Below are 19,761 nucleotides of genomic sequence, written 5' to 3' on the forward strand. Positions count from 1 at the left end.
CACGGCGACGTGTGGAGCTGAATGATACTAATCGGTCGAGGCTTTGATCTAGTCTAATGGTTTGTATGAATTGATGAGTCTTCAGTTTTGAGAGAACGATCTCTCTTGTCTGGTGGCGATGGCGAAGTGGTCACACCCGTTCCCATGCCGAACACGGAAGTTAAGCGCTTCAGCGCCGAAAGTAGTTGGGGGTCTCCCCCTGTGAGGATAGGACGTCGCCAGGCAAACGGTGGTTCTGGAGCATTCGCTCAAGGGCCGCCGCTTTTTTTATTTATATCGCGATTCAAATGAAAGAGAGGAAGAACAGATGGCCAAAAAAATCAAAGTATACGTCGAGCCAAACGAGACAATCGATGAGTGTTTAAATCGAATTGCTCAAATGGGGTATCGCCCGGTACGTAGGATTGAGAAGCCTGTCTTTGAACAAACGGGAACCAAAGACGAACCTGTACATTCCTATCAGTCGATTTTATTTGAGTGCGTTGCTCTCAAACCATAATGCCAAACCGTCACGAATGAGTGGCGGTTTTTTTGTGTTTTAATGAACCTAAAGACGAACGATGAATATTCAGACAATTAAATTGTTCGCCGTTTGTTGACATGTTTTGAATGAACAAGGTACGATAGGCGTGTGAGTTAAGAACAAATTAAATAGTGCTCCATATAATCGCGAGGAAATGGCTCGCAAGTTTCTACCTGATCGCCGACTCTGATCAGACTATGGGGTATAGTCGACATTTTTTTGTCGTGGTCTATACCCTAAACTGGTTATTCGGTTTAGGGATTTCTTTTTTTAAGGGGGACATTTAAGTGAAGGCAACAGTAGGTGTGATCATGGGTAGTTCTTCCGATTGGGAAACAATGAGCCATGCTTGTGAGATCCTTGAAGAGTTGAGTATTCCATATGAAAAACAAGTTGTCTCGGCGCATCGGACGCCGGACTTAATGTTCGACTACGCTGAGGGAGCTCGGGCAAGGGGCATACAGGTCATTATCGCAGGAGCGGGAGGCGCAGCTCACTTACCAGGTATGGTCGCTGCAAAGACCACATTACCCGTCATCGGGGTACCAGTACAATCGAAGGCGTTAAACGGACTTGATTCATTGCTCTCGATTGTTCAAATGCCTGCAGGTGTACCGGTCGCAACCGTCGCCATCGGTCGAGCTGGGGCGACGAACGCAGGTCTTCTCGCGGCGCAAATCTTGAGCCTCCAATCTTCTGAATTGATTGACCGTCTCGAGGTTTACCGCCAAGTGAAACGAGATATGGCACTCAAAGCGACAGAGGAGCTGATTTGATGAGAATCGGAATTTTAGGCGGAGGCCAGCTAGGTCGGATGATGTCACTCAGCGCGAGTGCTATGGGATACGAAACGCTAAGTCTTGATCCAAACCCAAACGCGCCGGCCGCTCAAGTCGCGCCAAGCATCGTGGCTACATTTGACGACGTAACAGCAGCTCGTGAACTCGCTCAGCGTTCAGACGTCATCACATACGAATTCGAAAATATCGACACAGCGATGATTGAAGCTATCGCTGACAAGTGTCCGCAAGGGATGGATGTCTTAAAGGCGACACAGCATCGGCTCTATGAGAAGCAAATGATTGAAGGTGCGGGCCTTCACGTCGCTCCATATGTTCCAGTTCGTTCCCTCCGAGACGTCACTCGAGCGAGAGACGTGTTAGGCCTCCCATTCGTCATCAAGACGTGCCGATTCGGATATGACGGAAAAGGCCAAACGGTCTTGCGGACGGAGCAAGATGTTCGCACATTTACGGATCAGTTCGAAGAGACGGAGTACGTGGCCGAAGCTTGGCTGCCTTTTAAAAAAGAAATTTCGGTCATCGTAACGAGAGGGGCTCACGCGACGACAACGTTCCCGATCAGCGAGAATATTCATCATCAAAATATTTTACACTTATCGATAGTGCCAGCACGAGTGGAACAAGACATTTTGGAAGAGGCTCGGCATTTGGCCCTTCAACTCGCTGACCACATCGGATTGATTGGAACGCTTGCGGTTGAACTGTTCATCATGGAGGATGGTTCCTTGTATGTGAATGAACTTGCTCCCCGTCCCCACAATTCAGGGCATTACACGATTGACGCCTGTGAGACGTCCCAGTTCGAGCAACATGTACGGGCAATCACTGGTATGAAGCTCGGTCGTACGACACTCCACACCCCGGTCGTGATGGTTAACCTGTTAGGCGAACATATGGATGAGCTGAATCCGCAAACGTTACCGTCGAATGTTAAACTACATTTGTATGGAAAAGAAGAAGCGAAGACTGGTCGGAAGATGGGGCACTTGAACGTGCTCGCCGATTCCGTCGAAGAAGCGCTTCAGACCATCGAACAATTGGCAATCTGGAAGGAGACCGTTTTATGATTTCACGTTATACCCGTCCCGAGATGGCGGCGATTTGGACAGACCAAAACAAATTTGAGGCATGGCTTCAAGTAGAACTTTACGCATGTGAGGCGTGGAGCGAGCTAGGCGTCATTCCAAAAGAAGATGTCGCGGTCCTGTGGGACAAAGCATCGTTTGATGTCGAACGCATCTTGGAGATCGAGCAAGAGACGCGCCATGACGTTATCGCCTTCACACGTGCCGTCTCAGAGACGCTTGGAGAAGAGAAGAAGTGGGTGCATTACGGACTGACTTCGACAGACGTCGTCGATACGGCCTTATCGTACTTGATTAAGCAAGCAAACGATATTTTAGAAGCTGACATCGACCGCTTCATCGAGATCCTCGCTGAGAAAGCGAAAGCACATAAGTATGACATCATGATGGGCCGTACACACGGTGTTCACGCAGAACCGACGACGTTCGGATTGAAACTCGCCCTTTGGTACGAAGAAATGAAGCGAAACAAGAAGCGGTTCATGGCAGCCCGTGAGACGATTGAGTTCGGCAAGATGAGTGGTGCGGTCGGCACGTTCGCAAACATCGATCCGTTCATCGAGTCGTATGTATGTGACAAATTAGGGATTCAAGCGGCACCGATTTCGACACAGACGTTACAACGTGACCGTCACGCCGAATACATGTCGACACTCGCATTGATTGCCACATCAATCGAGAAGATGGCGACAGAGATTCGTGGCCTCCAAAAGACAGAGACACGTGAGGTCGAAGAATTCTTCGCCAAAGGACAAAAAGGGTCGTCAGCGATGCCGCATAAACGCAACCCAATCGGTTCAGAGAACATGACCGGCCTGGCCCGTGTCATTCGCGGTCATATGGTGACGGCGTATGAGAACGTCCCACTCTGGCATGAACGTGACATCTCACACTCTTCAGCCGAACGGATCATTCTTCCGGATGCGACGAGTCTCCTCAACTACATGTTGAACCGCTTTGGCAATATCGTGAAGAACTTGACGGTCTTCCCGGACAATATGCGTCGGAACATGGATCGGACGTTTGGCATCATCTTCTCCCAACGCATCTTGCTAGCCTTGATCGAAAAAGGATGGTCGCGCGAAGCAGCGTATGACGCCGTTCAACCGAAGGCGATGCAGGCGTGGGAAGAAGAAACGATGTTCCGCACTTTGATTGAACGAGACGCCGAGATGGGCGCGCTCTTTACGAGTGACGAGCTCGACGACCTATTCGACCCGAGCCATCACGTGCGCCGTGTCGATGTCATTTTTGAACGCTGTGGTTTGTGATCGTTGAGGGGCGTCATGCCCCTCTCACTTTTAAGGGGGACGATACAGATGGAAGCAATTTACGAAGGTAAAGCGAAAGCGTTATTTGAGACTGAAGAACAGGGTGTGCTCCGCGTTTATTATAAAGACGACGCGACAGCATTTAACGGGGAGAAGAAAGAATCAATCGCCGGCAAAGGCGTGTTAAACAATGCTATCACGACACGCTTGTTCGAACTCATGCACGATAACAAGATTCCGACGCATTTCATTAAGCGACTATCGGATCGCGAGCAGCTCGTGCGCCGTGTCGACATCATTCCGCTCGAGGTCGTCGTTCGCAACGTCGCCGCCGGAAGCCTTGCCAAACGACTCGGTTGGGAAGAAGGGACACCGCTCCTGTCACCAATCGTCGAGTTCTACTATAAAGATGACGCACTCGGAGATCCACTTTTAACAGAGGACCATATCCGTTTACTGAAAGTCGCCACACACAAAGAAGTCGAAACATTGCGACAACTCGGCCTATGGGTCAACGTTGTGTTACTCGACTTCTTCAACGAACACGGCATCGATTTAATCGATTTCAAACTTGAGTTCGGTAAAGTCGATGGCACGATCATCCTTGCCGATGAAATCTCACCAGACACGTGCCGGCTTTGGGACAAAGAGACGAAACAAAAGCTCGATAAAGACGTTTTCCGCAGAGACCTTGGATCTCTGACAGACACATACAGCCAACTGTTAACACGCATAGGGGGAATGGACCGATGAAAAAAGTAAACGTGTACGTGACATTACGTGAAAGTGTACTGGATCCACAAGGCGTCGCCGTAAAAGGTGGGCTCGAACATCTCGGTTTTGCAAGGGTAGAGTCGGTACGCATCGGGAAAGTCATCGAGCTTCAAGTCGCCGATGAGACGACCGAAGCGATGGTGCGTGACATGTGTGAGAAGTTGCTCGTCAACACGGTCATCGAGAACTATCGGATCGAGATGGGGGTACTCGCATGAAATTCGCTGTCATCGTCTTCCCGGGATCAAACTGTGACCTCGACATGTATCACGCTGTAAAAGATGTCCTCGGCGAAGAAGCGGACTATGTGTTCCATACGGAAACGTCGCTTGACGGTTACGACGGTGTGTTACTGCCAGGCGGATTCTCATATGGGGATTACTTGCGCTGTGGTGCCATCGCCCAGTTCTCGCCAATCATGAACGAAGTGAAGCGGTTCGCCGAAGAAGGGCGTCCGGTGCTCGGCGTCTGTAATGGATTCCAAGTGCTCGTCGAAGCAGGGCTTCTCCCGGGTGTGTTGATGCGCAACCGTGACTTGAAGTTCATGTGCAAGACGGTCGAATTGAAAGTCGAGACGAACGAGACGATGTTCACGAACGATTATGCACTCGGGGAAACGATCCAAGTCCCAATCGCGCACGGGGAAGGCAACTACTACTGTGACGAGGCGACGCTTGAGACGCTTCGTAGCAATGGGCAGATCGCCTTCACATATACCGACAACCCGAATGGATCGGTCGCGAATATCGCAGGAATCACGAACGCACAAGGCAACGTACTCGGAATGATGCCGCACCCGGAGCGAGCGGTCGAAGCATTGCTCGGCGGGGAAGACGGCAAACGATTATTCACTTCGATGGTGAAATGGGGGACTCGACATGCTACTTACAACTGAACCGACAGCAACACACATCCGTGAAGAGCGACTTTACGCCACGATGGGATTGACCGATGAGGAATACGCGCTCGTCGTCTCACTGCTCGGTCGTGAGCCGAACTACACCGAGATTGGGTTATTCTCGGTCATGTGGTCTGAACACTGTTCGTACAAAAACTCGAAGCCTGTCCTCCGGAAATTCCCGACCACTGGGAAACACGTCCTTCAAGGACCTGGGGAAGGTGCTGGCATCGTCGATATCGGCGATGGCCAGGCCGTCGCTTTCAAAATCGAGAGCCATAACCATCCGTCGGCGATTGAGCCGTACCAAGGTGCGGCGACAGGTGTCGGCGGGATTATCCGTGACATCTTCTCGATGGGCGCGCGACCGGTCGCACTCCTTAACTCGCTCCGCTTCGGAGATTTGAACGAATCACGTGTGAAACATCTCTTCGGTCATGTCGTCTCAGGCATCGCCGGATACGGCAACTGCGTCGGTATCCCGACGGTAGGTGGGGAAGTCGCGTTTGATCCGGCCTATGCGGGTAACCCGCTCGTCAACGCGATGTGTGTCGGGCTCATCCGCCATGAAGACATTCAAAAAGGGATTGCCGAAGGCGTCGGTAACTCAGTGATGTATGTCGGGGCGACGACAGGACGCGACGGCATTCACGGAGCGACGTTCGCCTCGGAAGAACTCGGTGAGGACGCGGACGAAAAACGCCCGGCCGTCCAAGTCGGTGACCCGTTCATGGAGAAACTGTTGATTGAGGCGTGTTTGGAAGTCATCAAGCACCCGGCCCTCGTCGGGATCCAAGACATGGGAGCGGCTGGTCTCACGTCGTCTTCGGCCGAAATGGCATCGAAGGCAGGCATGGGCATCGAGATGAACCTCGACCTCGTCCCACAACGCGAGGCTGACATGACGCCTTACGAGATGATGTTGTCGGAGTCACAAGAGCGGATGCTTCTCGTCGTCAAGGCAGGACATGAAGATGAGATCGAAGCGATCGTCACGAAGTGGGGACTTCATGCGATCAAAGTCGGTGAAGTCATCGAAGACAAAGTGCTCCGTCTGCTCCATCACGGGGAAGTCGCAGCCGAAGTACCAGTCGACGCGCTCGCAGAAGACGCACCGGTCTACCATAAGCCGTCAAAAGTACCGGCATACTATGAGACGTTCCAAGCGATGGCACCGGTCCAACCGGTCGTCACGGACGTACTCACGACATGGAAAGACGTGCTCGCCATGCCGACGATTGCCTCGAAACGTTGGGTGTATGAGCAATACGACCATATGGTCCAAACGTCAACTGTCGTCGCGCCAGGAAGTGATGCGGCTGTCATCCGGATTCGCGATACAGACAAAGCACTCGCGATGACGACGGACTGCAACGCCAAGTACGTGTACCTCGACCCACGTGTCGGTGGTGCGATTGCGGTCGCAGAGGCAGCGCGCAACATCGTCGCCAGCGGCGCCACACCACTCGCTCTCACCGACTGCTTGAACTTCGGTAGCCCGGACAAACCAGAAGGCTTCTGGCAGCTCGACCAAGCTGTCGAAGGGATGGCCGAAGCGTGCCGTGCCCTCGATACACCGGTCATCGGTGGAAACGTCTCGCTTTACAATGAGTCGAACGGGACGGCGATTTATCCGACGCCGGTCGTCGGCATGGTCGGCTTGATTGACAAGCCGGAACATATCACGACGTCGTTCGCGAAAGCAGCAGGCGACATCATCTTCCTACTCGGGGAGACGAAACCAGAATTCGGCGGTAGTGCGCTCCAAATGTTGCAAGACGGTAAAGTGAGCGGACAGGCGCCGATGCTTGACCTCGAGACAGAGAGCCGTCAGCAACAAGTATTGCTTACGGCGATTCGGGAATGTCTTGTCACAGCGGCCCACGACGTATCGGAAGGCGGACTCGCCGCGGCACTCCCTGAGCTCGTGTTCGGCACGGGCTTCGGCGCAGATGTCACAGTCGACGCAGATCTCGTGACGACACTTTTCAGCGAATCACAGTCACGGTTCCTCGTCACAGTCGCGCCACATCAGGCTGATGCGTTCGCGAAGTTGACGAAGGCGACACGCATCGGACAGGTGACGGACACGCCACAATTGACTGTCCGTGCGAGCGACCGCCTCATCGAAATGGATGTCACGGAACTTGAACGGGTATGGGAAGGAGCTATTCCATGTTATATGACATCCGAGGCATGAACGAGGAGTGCGGGGTATTCGGGGTTTTTAATCACCACGAAGCGTCACACCTCGCCTACTACGGCCTCCACAGCCTGCAACACCGGGGACAAGAAGGGACAGGCATCGTCACGGCTGACGGCGAGCGCTTGCACGCCAAACGCGGGCTCGGCCTCGTCGCTGAAGTGTTCGACGAACCGTCGCTCGACGCATTGACCGGGCATCACGCCATCGGTCATGTCCGTTATTCGACGGCAGGCGGCAACACGCTCGAGAACGTCCAACCGCTCCACTTCAAGTCGCTTACGGGCGACTTGGCGATGGCGCATAACGGTAACCTCGTCAACGCCAACGAGTTGAAACATATGCTCGAAGCGGAAGGTGCGATTTTTCAGACGACGTCCGATACGGAAGTCGTCGCCCACTTGATTAAACGAAGCCGCGGCAACTCGATGAAAGAGCGGATTGCAGATAGCTTGGCCCGTCTCGTCGGCGCATTCGCCTTCCTCTTCTTGACGGAAGACGCGCTCTACGTCGGCGTCGACGTTCACGGCTTGCGCCCGCTCTCGCTCGGCCAGACCGAGGACGGAGCCTACGTATTCGCCTCAGAGACATGTGCGTTTGACGTCGTGGGGGCGACGTACGTACGCGATGTCGAGCCAGGGGAACTCCTCATGATCACGCAAGACGGGATCGTGTCGGAGCGGTACAGCGAGGCATCGGTCCGCGCGATGTGTTCAATGGAATACATCTACTTCTCGCGGCCGGACTCGATCATCGATGGCGTCAACGTGCATACGGCCCGTAAGGCGATGGGGAAGAAGATGTTCGACGAGGCACCGGTCGAAGCGGACGTCGTCACCGGCGTCCCGGACTCGAGCATTTCGGCGGCCATCGGTTACGCCGAGGCGAGCGGGATTCCGTACGAGATGGGACTCATTAAAAACCGCTATGTTGGCCGGACGTTCATTCAGCCGTCGCAAGAACTACGGGAGCGCGGTGTCAAGATGAAGCTGTCGGCGCTTCGAGGCGTCGTGAACGGAAAACGGGTCATCATGGTCGACGATTCGATCGTCCGCGGTACGACGAGCAGACGCATCGTCAAGTTGCTCCGTGAAGCCGGGGCGACCGAGGTGCATGTTCGCATCACGTCACCACCAATCAAGCATCCGTGCTATTACGGCATCGATACATCATCAAAGGAAGAGTTGATTGCGGCCACCAAATCCATCGAAGAGATTAAAGAAGAGATTGGGGCCGATTCACTGGCGTTCCTCACATTGGACGGAACGGTCGAAGCGATCGACCGACCGTTCGAAGGGAACTTGCGCGGGCAGTGTGCCGCTTGCTTCACCGGACTTTATCCAACTGAACTGGCGGAACTTGTAACAGAGACAAAAGCTTGAGGGGGACTGACGATGAGTTTAAGATATGAACAAGCGGGTGTGAATTTAGAAGCAGGCTATGAAGCAGTATCACGCATGAAGCGTCACGTTGCACGGACGATGCGTCCAGAAGTGATGACCGGGCTCGGCAGTTTCGGGGCGATGATCGACCTTGGCTCGATGCAGTTGAAACATCCGATTCTCGTCAGCGGAACGGATGGGGTCGGCACGAAACTCAAACTCGCGTTCGCGCTCGACCAACATGATACGATTGGAATTGACTGTGTGGCGATGTGTGTCAACGACTGTCTCGTCCACGGGGCCGAACCGCTTTATTTCTTAGACTATATCGCGACCGGCAAGGCAGAACCGGCCAAACTTGAGCGCATCGTCGCAGGGGTCGCCGAAGGTTGCGTCCAAGCGGGCTGTGCCCTCGTCGGAGGCGAGACGGCCGAGATGCCGGGTATGTATCCGGACGGCGAGTACGATATCGCTGGATTCGCCGTCGGTGTCGTCGAGAAGGAAGCACTGATCGATGGACGGACAATCGAAGCGGGGGACATCGTCCTAGGTTTAGCATCATCAGGTGTCCATTCGAACGGATTCTCGCTCGTCCGCCATATCGTCGAGTCGCAAGGGCTCGCCTACACTGATGAGATCGCCATGCTCGATACGACGCTCGGGAACGCCCTTTTGTTGCCGACACGCATCTATTCCGAGGCTGCGAAAGCGGCCATCGCGACGGGGCGTGTCCAAGGCATGGCCCACATCACGGGCGGCGGTTTTTACGAGAACGTGCCACGCATGCTGCCGGAAGGCCTCGGTGTCACATTCGATGCCTCGAATTGGCCGAGCCTGCCGGTGTTCGACTGGCTCGAGCAAGTCGGGCACGTCTCGAAACAAGAGATGTTCAACGTATTCAATATGGGCATCGGCTTCATGATCACGGTCCGGCCTGAAGATGTCGAAGTCGTCGAAGCCGCACTCGAACGCGCTGGAGAGACGTCGCACCGTATCGGGAAAGTTGATTCCAAACCGGGCGTCCGCATCATGGGGGTCGACCAGTGAAAAAGTTTGCCATCTTCGCCTCCGGGTCCGGTAGCAACGCCGAAGCGATTTGGCAAGCCATCGACCGAGGCGACTTGTCAGGGGAATGTGTCCTGCTCGTCACGGACAAACCAGAAGCGAAAGTACTCGAGCGGGCGAATCGGTTCAACATCGCGAGCTTCTCGTTCGAACCGAAGGCATATGCGTCAAAAGCGGAATTCGAACAAGAGATTCTCGTCTTGTTACAGACGCTCGGCGCCGACTATATCGTCTTGGCCGGGTATATGCGGTTGATTGGGGACGTATTGCTGTCAGCATATCCGAACCGTATTATCAACATCCATCCGTCGCTCTTACCGGCGTTCCCTGGAAAAGACGCCATCGGTCAGGCGCTCGCGGCGAACGTGCCGACGAGCGGTGTCACCGTTCATTACGTCGATGCCGGGATGGATACGGGACCAATCATCGCCCAACAAGACGTCGCCATCGCAGGCTGTGATGCGGCCGAAGCGGCAAGACGCATCCAAGCGGTCGAGCATCAGCTCTATCCGCACGTACTACAACAAGTGTTTATCCAACAGGAGGTTTTCAAGTGAGAGCATTACTGAGTGTGTCAGATAAAACAGGAATCGTCGAGCTCGCGCAGGCGTTGCATGAAGCGGGCATCGAACTCATTTCGACAGGCGGGACGGAAGCGGCGCTCATCGCGGCCGGTCTTCCCGTAAAAAATATCTCGGAAGTGACATCGTTCCCAGAGATGCTCGACGGTCGCGTGAAGACGCTCCATCCGCTCGTACATGGCGGACTTCTCGGACGCCGCGATTTAGATTCGCACGTCGAACAGATGAAAGACCACGACATCGAGCCAATCGACTATGTCGTCGTCAACTTGTACCCGTTCAAAGAAACGATTGCGAAAGAGAACGCGACGTATGATGAAGCGATTGAGAATATCGATATCGGCGGACCGAGCATGCTGCGTTCGGCCGCGAAAAACCATGCCAGCGTGACGGTCGTCGTCGACCCGGCCGACTACGGTCATGTGGCCGAAGCGGTTCGTGCCGGCGGGACGACGTTCGAAACACGTCAACGTCTTGCCACAAAAGCGTTCCGTCACACGGCGGCGTATGACGCCTTGATTGCCGACTATTTAGGTCAGCAGCTCGGCGAGACGTTCCCGGAACAGCTCACGGTCACGTATGAGAAAGTACAAGACCTCCGTTACGGGGAAAACCCGCACCAGCAGGCAGCGTTTTATAAGACGCCGCTCTATCACGGGATGACGCTCGCGAACGCGGAGCAGCTCCATGGCAAAGAACTCTCATATAACAATATCCAAGATACGAATGCGGCGCTCGAGGCGCTCAGCGAATTGACGGAGCCGGCAGCGGTCGTCGTCAAACATATGAACCCATGTGGTGTCGCTGTCGGACAGACAATCAGCCAAGCGTTCTCAAGAGCCCATGCGGCCGATCCGGTCTCGATTTTCGGTGGCATCGTCGCCTTGAACCGTGAAGTCGATGTGGAGACGGCAGAGGCCCTCCGTAACATCTTCCTAGAAATCATCATCGCGCCATCCTTTAGTGAGGCAGCACTTGACCGATTGAAAGAGAAAAAGAATCTTCGGTTATTGACGCTTGATATGGGCCAGATGACAGGGATGCGCTTGACAGCCGTCGCGGGTGGTCTCCTCGTACAAGATGGGGACGACGTCACACTCGATGATGCGTCATGCCAAATTGTGACCGACCGTCGCCCGACGGCGTCTGAATGGGAAGACTTGAAACTTGCGTGGCGTGTCGTTAAACACGTGAAATCAAACGCCATCGTCGTCGCCAAAGACGAGACGACAATCGGCATCGGAGCGGGACAGATGAACCGCGTCGGCGCGGCGAAAATCGCTTTCGAACAAGCAGGTGAACGTGCTACGGGTGCCGCGCTCGGTAGCGATGCATTCTTCCCGATGGGGGACACGGTCGAAGCCGCAGCCGCAGCCGGGATCACGGCCATCATTCAACCAGGCGGATCAATTCGTGACGAGGAGTCGATTGAAGCGGCGAACCGTCACGGCATCACGATGGTGTTCACGTCAGTTCGACACTTCAAACATTGAGAGGAGCGATAAGATGAATGTACTCGTCATTGGACGCGGCGGGCGTGAGCACGCGCTCGCTTGGAAGTTGAGACAAGACGGACATGAGGTGTTCGTCGCTCCGGGTAATCTTAATATGGGCGACGTGACGTGTGTACCAATCGAAGAGACAGATGTCTCTGACCTCGTCGAGTTTGCGAAAAGCGAGGCGGTTGACTGGACGATCGTTGGTCCAGAGTCGGCCCTCATGGCCGGTGTCGTCGATGTGTTTCAAGCTCAAGGACAAAAAATCTTCGGACCGACGAAGGCGGCGGCGTTGCTTGAAGGCAGTAAAGCGTTCGCGAAAGAAGTGATGCGCGAAGCCAATATCCCGACCGCAGGGTACGACACGTTCACCGACGCCGAGTCAGCGCTCCGACATATCGATCAACTCGAAGCACCGCTCGTCGTCAAAGCGGACGGACTCGCCGCCGGTAAAGGGGTGACCGTCGCGTTCACACTTGAAGAGGCGAGAGCAGCCATCCATGACATTTTCGATACCGATAAGTTCGGGGACCAATCACGTGTCGTCATCGAAGAGTTTTTGGATGGAGAAGAGTTTTCGCTCATGGCGTTCGTCTCTGGGGAGCACGTTATCCCGATGATCACGTCACAAGATCATAAGCGTGCCTATGACGGAGACGCAGGACCGAACACGGGCGGCATGGGCGCCTACAGTCCGATGCCTCACTTGGATGATGTTGTGTATAAGGAAGCCGTCGAACGCGTCCTCTTCCCGCTGGCGCGGACGATGGTCGAGCGGGGTACACCGTTCGAAGGGTTCTTGTATGCGGGCCTCATCTTGACGGCGGATGGTCCGAAAGTGATCGAGTTCAATGCACGGTTCGGCGATCCCGAGACCGAGGTCATTCTCCCGAACTTGGCATCCCCGCTCCTCGACGTCATTGAGGCGGTCGTGGACCAAAAACCGTATCCGATTGAATGGGTGGACGGCTATACGATTGGAGTCGTCGTCGCGGCAGAAGGATATCCGGAGCGAGCGACGACCGGACAGGTATTGTCAGGCTTCGGTGACTTACGAGACGATGTGCTCGTATTCCATGCGGGCACGACCCGTGACGGGGCGGACATTGTCGGCAACGGAGGACGCTTGTTCGTGCTCACGTCGACGAAACCGACTTTGTTCGAAGCGAAACATGCCGTCTATGCGGCACTCGAACAACTTGATTTGCCACAGACGTTCTACCGTCGAGACATCGGCGGACGCGCGTTGGCACGGATTTTTTAAAGGATGGGTCAACCCGTCCTTTTTTTCATGCGAAAAGAAGGGAATCCCCACTTCCTGCTCTACAATAATGAAGTAGATTGAAGGAAGAAGGTGGTCGACGTGCGCATTCGGACGAAGCTCATGATTGCGGTGGCCGTGAATATAGTCGTATTTGTCGGAGTCATCTTTTTTGGGGTCCGTCCTTATTTCATCGAGAAGAGCATGGAACAAGATCGGCAGACGGTCGAGAGTCAAGTCGCGAGCGTGTCAGAGACGCTCGCCAATCGGAAGCATACGCTTGAGCGCACACTCGTCGATTGGGCCGTCTGGAATGACACGTATACGTTCGTGCAAAAACGGAACGCCTCCTATGTTCAAAGTAACATTAGCGAGGAATCGCTCGAGAACTTGAGCGTCAACGCAATCGTCTATTTGAATCGGGACGGAGAAGCGTTCTACTCGGCGTTTCGTTCATCGGGGACGACGTTATCGACAGCCGAACAACAAGCGCTCATCAAGGCGGTCACCTCTCGCACGACCAATCGGAGCGATGCACAGAACGGCATATACGCGAGTGATTTTGGCCCGATGTTATATGTCAGCCATCCGATTCTACGAAGTGACAGTAGTGGACCACGACAAGGAACGCTCATCATGCTCGAGTTCGTCGATTCGACGGTCATGGCAGATATAAGTGCCCAAACGAAGATACCATTGACGATTCAGCCGGTTCGTCGAGAAGAGACAATCATCAAGAGCGGGACGGACGGGACCGATGTGGTGATCCCACTCGACACGGTGTTTCAGCAATCCGATTATGAAGTCGGGTTCACCGTCGCGCAAACGCACTACGAAAATACGGTCACGATGTTGCGGCTCGGCATGCTCGCGCTCGTCATCCTCGGGTTCGGTCTGTTCTTCTCTTTGTTATGGACGATTCACCGGGTCGTGATTCGGCGGCTGATGGAGATCGTGAGTGGGTTGAAGATCATCACACTAGAGCGGGACAGCCGACTCCGCCTCAGTCGGGACGCGCACAGCCACGACGAAATCGAACAGATGGCGACGAGTATGAACGAGGTGCTCGCGGCACTCGAAGATACGCGCGCCGAAGTGATCGACCGGGCGTTCCGAGACGCATTGACGCTTCTTCCGAACCGGCTCGCGCTAGAAGATTATTTCTCGACCGTGCGTGGAAAGCAGGAACGGATCGGAGTGCTCGGATTGGATTTGGATGACTTCCGACGAATCAACGACCAATACGGACATCGGACGGGTGATTCTGTTCTCATCTATCTCGCCTCACGGCTCAACTTCTATAAAGAAGACGGGTTCGTCGCTCGCATCGGTGCCGATGAGTTCATGCTCGTCCATCCGGGCTGGACACTTGACCAGCTCCAACCGGTCGCCCGGCACTTGACGAAAGACTTGAAGGACTGGGCCCATGTCAACGGTGTGAAAGGGATGGCGGCGACAATCGGCATCGATGTGTTCACCTATGCCGAGCCGCAACACACGTATGAGGTCATGATGGGGCGGCTCGACGTGGTCATTCACGAAGCGAAACTGTCAGGGAAGAACCGTGTCTTGACGTTCCAAGAAATCGAGGACGGGAGCCATTATTTGCAGACGCTCGAGGTGGAACGCGATTTGCGCCATGCGCTCGAACATGATGAGTTTGAACTGTATTATCAGCCGATCGTATCGCCACGGCCGTTTGCAGTACGGGGAGTCGAGGCGCTCATTCGCTGGAATCATCCGGGCAAAGGTCAGATTTCCCCTGGCCTGTTCATCCCAGTCGCCGAGCAGCTCGGCCTTATCTCGGACTTGGGACGCTGGGTGCTCGTACAGGCAGTCACGGAGATGAAGGATCATGTGGAACGACATCACTTGTTCCTCTCGATCAACGTATCGAAACGCCAAATCGCCGACGGGTCGTTTTTAGCTTCATTGGAACACGTGCTGACCGAAACGGGATTTGACCCTCATCGCCTTCATGTCGAAATCACCGAGAGTGAGGTCGGCGGGAATCTGTATGAGCTTCAGCAGTTCATTCACGCGCTCAAAGCGATCGGCGTCAAAATCTCGCTCGATGACTTTGGTGTCGGGACATCGTCGCTCTCGTTCTTGCAGTCGCTTCAACTCGATATTATTAAAATCGATCAAAACTTTGTCAAAGGGATTCCCGAGAACACGTTCGACCGGGCCTTGCTTGAAGGGTTATATCAAACGTTCCATACACTCGGTCTCGATATCGTCACGGAAGGTGTGGAGCGTCCGGAGCAGCTCGCGTTCGTGCTCGAACATAGCAGTTCGCTCATCCAAGGTTACCATTACAGCAAACCGGTTCCGCTGGCACAACTTGAGCATTACTTGAAGAAAACGGTCACGATGTATGACTGGTGAAGACACTTCCTGCGGGAGGTGTCTTTATTTGTGTGAATTTCATGTGAATTCCGTTACAATTAGCAACATAACTTGCGACCCTTTCATAGAAAATGTAAACTTGAAACAGATGAAAGAAAACGCTTACAAAATTATTGTCTGATAATAATGGCGAGGCGATTAAGGGAGGATTGGGTTCGATGCCAACAAAACGATCGGCGCGGGCACCGTGGTCTAAAGCGATGATTCGGTCACAACTAGAAGTCGTGAGCCAAGTCAGGCCACCTTCGCTCGTATTGACGAATGCCACGTACTTGAATATGTACGTGAAGCAGTGGAAACAAGCAAATATTTGGATCGAGCATGACCGGATTGTCTATGTCGGGCCAGATGTACCGAAAGCGGCCGTCGAGACGGTGGACGTATCCGGAAAATATATCGTGCCTGGCTATATCGAGCCACATGCGCATCCATTCCAACTTTATAATCCGGCGACGCTGTCGAAGTATGCAGGCGAGCGGGGGACGACGACGCTCGTGAATGACAACATGCTTCTTTTTTTACAAAACAAGGAGCAAGCGTTTGCGCAACTCGATGCGATCCAACAGCTTCCGACGAGCACATATTGGTGGGCGCGTCTCGATACACAGACCGAGCTCGACCGGGACAGTGTCCTTGTCGATTCCGAGCGGATTCACGACTGGTTCAATCATCCGGACGTCATCATGGCCGGTGAATTGACGGCATGGCCGCGCACGTTGAAAGGCGATGACGAGATGTTGCAGTGGATGCTCGACGCGGAGACGTGCGGGCTCCCGGTCGAAGGACATTTCCCGGGTGCCTCGGCGAAGACGTTGACGAAGATGGCGCTGATGGGTGTTCACAGCGACCATGAAGCGATGACGGCCGAAGAAGCGCTCTGCCGGCTCGAACACGGCTATACGACGACACTCCGTCATTCTTCGATTCGTCCTGACCTTCCGGGACTCATCCGTGGCCTGCTCGACGCCGGACTCGAGGCGTTCGATCATGTGATGGTCACGACAGACGGATCGACGCCAGGATTTTATCAAGACGGGCTGCAAGACGCGCTTATCAAGATCATGATTGAGGCGGGTTTGCCACCAATTGAAGCATACCGCATCGTCACCTTGAACGTGGCGCGACACTTCGGGCTCGATCACGTCCTCGGTTCGATTGCGCCGGGACGCATCGCCCATCTCAATATTCTTGATGCGATCGACGAGCCGCGCCCGTCCGCCGTCATCGCCAAAGGACAATGGATTTACCGGGACGGGGCATCGTTGTTCCCGAACGAGCTCATCGATGCGGCGCTCGCGCTCATGCCGTCGACGGACGTCGACATCGAACTGACGCCGAACGATCTGTCGTTCAGCATGCCTGTCGGGCTCGACATGGTCAACTCGGTCATCATGAAACTGTTCAAAATCTCGCACGACACCGGTCAAGACGAATTGCCGCGTGACGGGGACGAGTCGTTCCTCATGTTGCTTGATAAAGAAGGAAAGTGGCGCCTCAACACGGTACTGAAAGGATTTGCCAACGACTTTGGCGGGCTCGTCAGCTCGTATTCGATTAGTGGCGACTACTTGATCTTAGGGAAATGCAAACAAGACATGCTGACGGCGTTCGAACGGATGAAACAGCTCGGCGGCGGTATCGTCCTCGTCAACCGTGGTGAGATTATCGCGGAAATTCCGCTCCCGCTCTGTGGCATGACGTCGAAGGAGCCGATTGAACAGTTGATCGTCCAAGAAGAAGTGTTGCGGTCCGAACTGCTCACGCGCGGGTATAAGTTTGAAGACCCAATCTATACGCTCTTGTTCTTGGCGTCGACGCACTTGCCATATGTGCGGGCCACACCGCTCGGGATTTACGAAGTGATGAAGAAACAAATACTATTTCCGGCAATTTTACGATGAACAGTTGAGTCCGAGCCGGTCGTGCTTTAGAATGATAAAGAAGTACGATGAGAGAGGATGCTTGCGGATGCAACTCGATAAATTACGAGGACGAGAGCTCGATCAGCTGTTTGAGGCGATTTTGAAGCTCGATACACTCGAAGACTGTTATCAACTATTTGAAGATTTAGCGACCGTGAACGAAGTGCAGGCGCTCGCCCAACGGCTTGAAGTGGCCCGCCAAATTCGTGAAGGTAGCACATATCATAAAATTGAAGAAGCGACAGGTGCTTCGACAGCCACCATCTCCCGTGTCAAGCGTTGCTTGAACTACGGGTCTGGCGGTTATGATCTTGCCCTTGAACGTCTAAAACAATCAGAAGGTGACTCGTAAGAGTCATCTTGTTTTTGATGGGAGAGGAGGGGCGAGATGCAAGACAAGTTTATGAAGCGAAATTTACAGCTGTTCTTTCGGAAGCTGACACCGGTCCAGACACTCGTGTTGATTTATAGCGCGGCGGTCGTGTTGGCCGTCATTTTGCTCGCTTTACCGATTGCGCGACAACCGGGCGTCTCGATCACGTTCACCGATCTCGTCTTTTTCGCGGTCAGCTGTGTCAGCGTTACCGGATTGACCCCGATCGTCGTGACCGATACGTTCTCGACGTTCGGATTATTTATTATCTTGTTCATCGTTCAAGTGAGCGGGGTCGGGTTGATCAGTCTTCACGTCATCATGTGGATCTTGCTTGGCAAGCGCATCGGTTTTCGCGAGCGCCAGCTGATTTTACGTGACCAAAACCAGACGTCGATGTCTGGGATCGTCAAGTACATCACCGAGATCGTCATCACCGTTATCGCGATTGAAGCGGTCGGTGCGGTGTTGCTTGGGGTCCATTACTTAAATTACTTCGATACGGCCAGCGAGGCGTTCCTGCAAGGCCTGTTCGGTTCGATCAGTGCGACGACGAACGCCGGCTTCGACATCACCGGCAGCTCGCTCGCACCATTCCGGGAAGACCCGTTCGTCATCTTCACCCAAATCGCGCTCATGACCGGCGGTGCCATCGGGTTCCCGGTCCTCGTCGAGATTCGCACGTATTTGACGAACCGAATCATTCGGAAGCGCGAGAATTTCCCGCGCCGCTTCTCGTTGTTTACGAAATTGACGGTATCGACGTTTTTCATCTTGATTGCGGTCGGGACCGTCGGCTTGTTTCTATTTGAATACAATAACGCCTTCAAAGAATTACCGCTCTGGCTCGCGCTCTCGGATTCCTTGTTCCAGTCCGTGACGACGCGAAACGGGGGCTTGACGACGGTAGACGTCAACTTGTTCTCAGAAGGCAGTATGTTGCTCTTGTCGATTCTGATGTTCATCGGGGCGTCCCCGTCCTCGGTCGGCGGGGGGATTCGGACGACGACGTTCGCCGTCGCCGTGCTCGGGGTCGTCGCATTCATTCGCGGGGACTCGTCCATCAAAATTTTCGGGCGCGAGATTGTGCTCGAGGATATTTGGAAAGCGTTCGTTATCATCACGGTGTCACTCGCTGTCCTGCTCACGGGGGTCATGGTGCTCACCTTCTTTGAAGACGCATCGCTTACCCGCATCTTGTTCGAGGCGTGCTCGGCGTTCGGAACGACCGGCTTGTCGGTCGGTCTGTCGGCAGAGTTCAGTAACGTCGGAAAATGGGTACTCACGATTTTAATGTTCATCGGTCGAATCGGTGTCATCGCCTTCATCTTGATTTTGCAGCGGAGACAGCCGAAACGGATGTACAACTATCCGAAAGAATCGATCATCTTAGGATAAGGAGATCAGAATATGAAAGCTTTTTGGATCAATTTCGGTTACGTGTTCGCCGTCCCGGTCTTACCGTTCATCGCGGTCGTGAACGGAACAGCGCTCTGCTCGCCAGATTCACCGTTACTCGAGATTCCAGTGCTCGGCTTCTTTTTGGCCAATCCGCTCTGGTTCATCCCGGTTTACGGGCTGTTCGCACTCGTCGTCGCCAAATGGATGACGGCCCGCGAACAAAAGACGCACGCCAGACGTGCTTGAGACTTGCCTCGGCAAGTCTTTTTTTGTTCAACAGATGCAAGCGACGGGAAAAATCGCTACACTAGAGA

18 protein-coding genes, 1 rRNA gene and 1 riboswitch are annotated in these 19,761 nt (G+C 54.0%); all 19 genes read left to right on the top strand.

Annotated elements, in window-relative coordinates; genetic code table 11:
* Window positions 1–108: 108 nt before the first annotated feature.
* Window positions 109–224: ribosomal RNA gene (gene rrf, locus KNP06_RS12420) — 5S ribosomal RNA — on the top strand.
* Between the two features lie 83 nt (window positions 225–307).
* Window positions 308–499 (top strand): NETI motif-containing protein, encoded by a 192-nt coding sequence (locus tag KNP06_RS12425; RefSeq protein ID WP_214712330.1) that lies wholly within the window; start codon window positions 308–310, stop codon window positions 497–499.
* A 140-nt stretch (window positions 500–639) separates the two neighbouring features.
* Window positions 640–741: riboswitch (purine riboswitch) on the top strand.
* Window positions 742–810: 69 nt separating this feature from the next.
* The gene (purE, locus tag KNP06_RS12430) at window positions 811–1,299 is read left to right on the top strand and encodes a 5-(carboxyamino)imidazole ribonucleotide mutase (protein WP_138860030.1); all 489 of its coding nucleotides are present in this window, start codon (window positions 811–813) and stop codon (window positions 1,297–1,299) included.
* Window positions 1,299–2,393, top strand: coding sequence for a 5-(carboxyamino)imidazole ribonucleotide synthase (gene purK / locus KNP06_RS12435; protein ID WP_200881510.1), 1,095 nt, complete (start codon window positions 1,299–1,301; stop codon window positions 2,391–2,393). Before purE ends, purK begins: the two co-directional genes overlap by 1 nt.
* A complete protein-coding gene (purB, locus tag KNP06_RS12440) occupies window positions 2,390–3,682 on the top strand; it encodes an adenylosuccinate lyase (protein ID WP_214712328.1) in 1,293 nt (430 codons plus the stop codon). Before purK ends, purB begins: the two co-directional genes overlap by 4 nt.
* Before the next feature lie 48 nt (window positions 3,683–3,730).
* Window positions 3,731–4,435: a phosphoribosylaminoimidazolesuccinocarboxamide synthase gene (gene purC / locus KNP06_RS12445; protein WP_214712326.1), complete on the top strand. Its 705-nt coding sequence runs from the start codon at window positions 3,731–3,733 to the stop codon at window positions 4,433–4,435.
* The gene (purS, locus tag KNP06_RS12450; RefSeq protein WP_214712324.1) at window positions 4,432–4,674 is read left to right on the top strand and encodes a phosphoribosylformylglycinamidine synthase subunit PurS; all 243 of its coding nucleotides are present in this window, start codon (window positions 4,432–4,434) and stop codon (window positions 4,672–4,674) included. The genes purC and purS overlap by 4 nt, the downstream gene beginning before the upstream one ends.
* Window positions 4,671–5,351: a phosphoribosylformylglycinamidine synthase subunit PurQ gene (gene purQ, locus KNP06_RS12455; RefSeq protein WP_214712318.1), complete on the top strand. Its 681-nt coding sequence runs from the start codon at window positions 4,671–4,673 to the stop codon at window positions 5,349–5,351. The genes purS and purQ overlap by 4 nt, the downstream gene beginning before the upstream one ends.
* Entirely contained in the window at window positions 5,335–7,554 is a 2,220-nt protein-coding gene (gene purL, locus KNP06_RS12460; RefSeq protein ID WP_214712316.1) for a phosphoribosylformylglycinamidine synthase subunit PurL, read from the top strand. Before purQ ends, purL begins: the two co-directional genes overlap by 17 nt.
* Window positions 7,530–8,939 (top strand): amidophosphoribosyltransferase, encoded by a 1,410-nt coding sequence (purF, locus tag KNP06_RS12465; RefSeq protein ID WP_058765678.1) that lies wholly within the window; start codon window positions 7,530–7,532, stop codon window positions 8,937–8,939. Before purL ends, purF begins: the two co-directional genes overlap by 25 nt.
* 12 nt (window positions 8,940–8,951) lie before the next feature.
* Window positions 8,952–9,986 carry a phosphoribosylformylglycinamidine cyclo-ligase gene (gene purM, locus KNP06_RS12470; protein ID WP_214712315.1) on the top strand — a complete coding sequence of 345 codons (1,035 nt, stop codon included), beginning with the start codon at window positions 8,952–8,954 and terminating at the stop codon, window positions 9,984–9,986.
* The gene (purN, locus tag KNP06_RS12475; RefSeq protein WP_214712314.1) at window positions 9,983–10,561 is read left to right on the top strand and encodes a phosphoribosylglycinamide formyltransferase; all 579 of its coding nucleotides are present in this window, start codon (window positions 9,983–9,985) and stop codon (window positions 10,559–10,561) included. The genes purM and purN overlap by 4 nt, the downstream gene beginning before the upstream one ends.
* A complete protein-coding gene (gene purH / locus KNP06_RS12480; protein WP_214712313.1) occupies window positions 10,558–12,078 on the top strand; it encodes a bifunctional phosphoribosylaminoimidazolecarboxamide formyltransferase/IMP cyclohydrolase in 1,521 nt (506 codons plus the stop codon). Before purN ends, purH begins: the two co-directional genes overlap by 4 nt.
* Window positions 12,079–12,091: 13 nt before the next feature.
* Window positions 12,092–13,345 (top strand): phosphoribosylamine--glycine ligase, encoded by a 1,254-nt coding sequence (purD, locus tag KNP06_RS12485; protein ID WP_214712312.1) that lies wholly within the window; start codon window positions 12,092–12,094, stop codon window positions 13,343–13,345.
* 99 nt (window positions 13,346–13,444) lie between these two features.
* Window positions 13,445–15,730, top strand: coding sequence for a putative bifunctional diguanylate cyclase/phosphodiesterase (locus KNP06_RS12490; protein ID WP_308162319.1), 2,286 nt, complete (start codon window positions 13,445–13,447; stop codon window positions 15,728–15,730).
* A gap of 179 nt (window positions 15,731–15,909) precedes the next feature.
* Window positions 15,910–17,652: an adenine deaminase C-terminal domain-containing protein gene (locus KNP06_RS12495; protein ID WP_214712303.1), complete on the top strand. Its 1,743-nt coding sequence runs from the start codon at window positions 15,910–15,912 to the stop codon at window positions 17,650–17,652.
* A 67-nt stretch (window positions 17,653–17,719) separates the two neighbouring features.
* Window positions 17,720–18,025: a YerC/YecD family TrpR-related protein gene (locus KNP06_RS12500; RefSeq protein ID WP_021065204.1), complete on the top strand. Its 306-nt coding sequence runs from the start codon at window positions 17,720–17,722 to the stop codon at window positions 18,023–18,025.
* A gap of 36 nt (window positions 18,026–18,061) precedes the next feature.
* Window positions 18,062–19,444, top strand: a complete 1,383-nt coding sequence (locus KNP06_RS12505) for a TrkH family potassium uptake protein (RefSeq protein ID WP_214712301.1) — start codon at window positions 18,062–18,064, stop codon at window positions 19,442–19,444.
* Window positions 19,445–19,456: 12 nt separating this feature from the next.
* On the top strand, window positions 19,457–19,693 hold the full coding sequence (locus KNP06_RS12510; protein WP_021065206.1) for a hypothetical protein: 237 nt from the start codon (window positions 19,457–19,459) through the stop codon (window positions 19,691–19,693).
* The last annotated feature ends 68 nt before the right edge of the window (window positions 19,694–19,761 follow it).

The sequence above is a fragment of the Exiguobacterium sp. s21 genome (assembly GCF_018617975.1).
GTDB classification, from domain to species: domain Bacteria; phylum Bacillota; class Bacilli; order Exiguobacteriales; family Exiguobacteriaceae; genus Exiguobacterium; species Exiguobacterium mexicanum_A.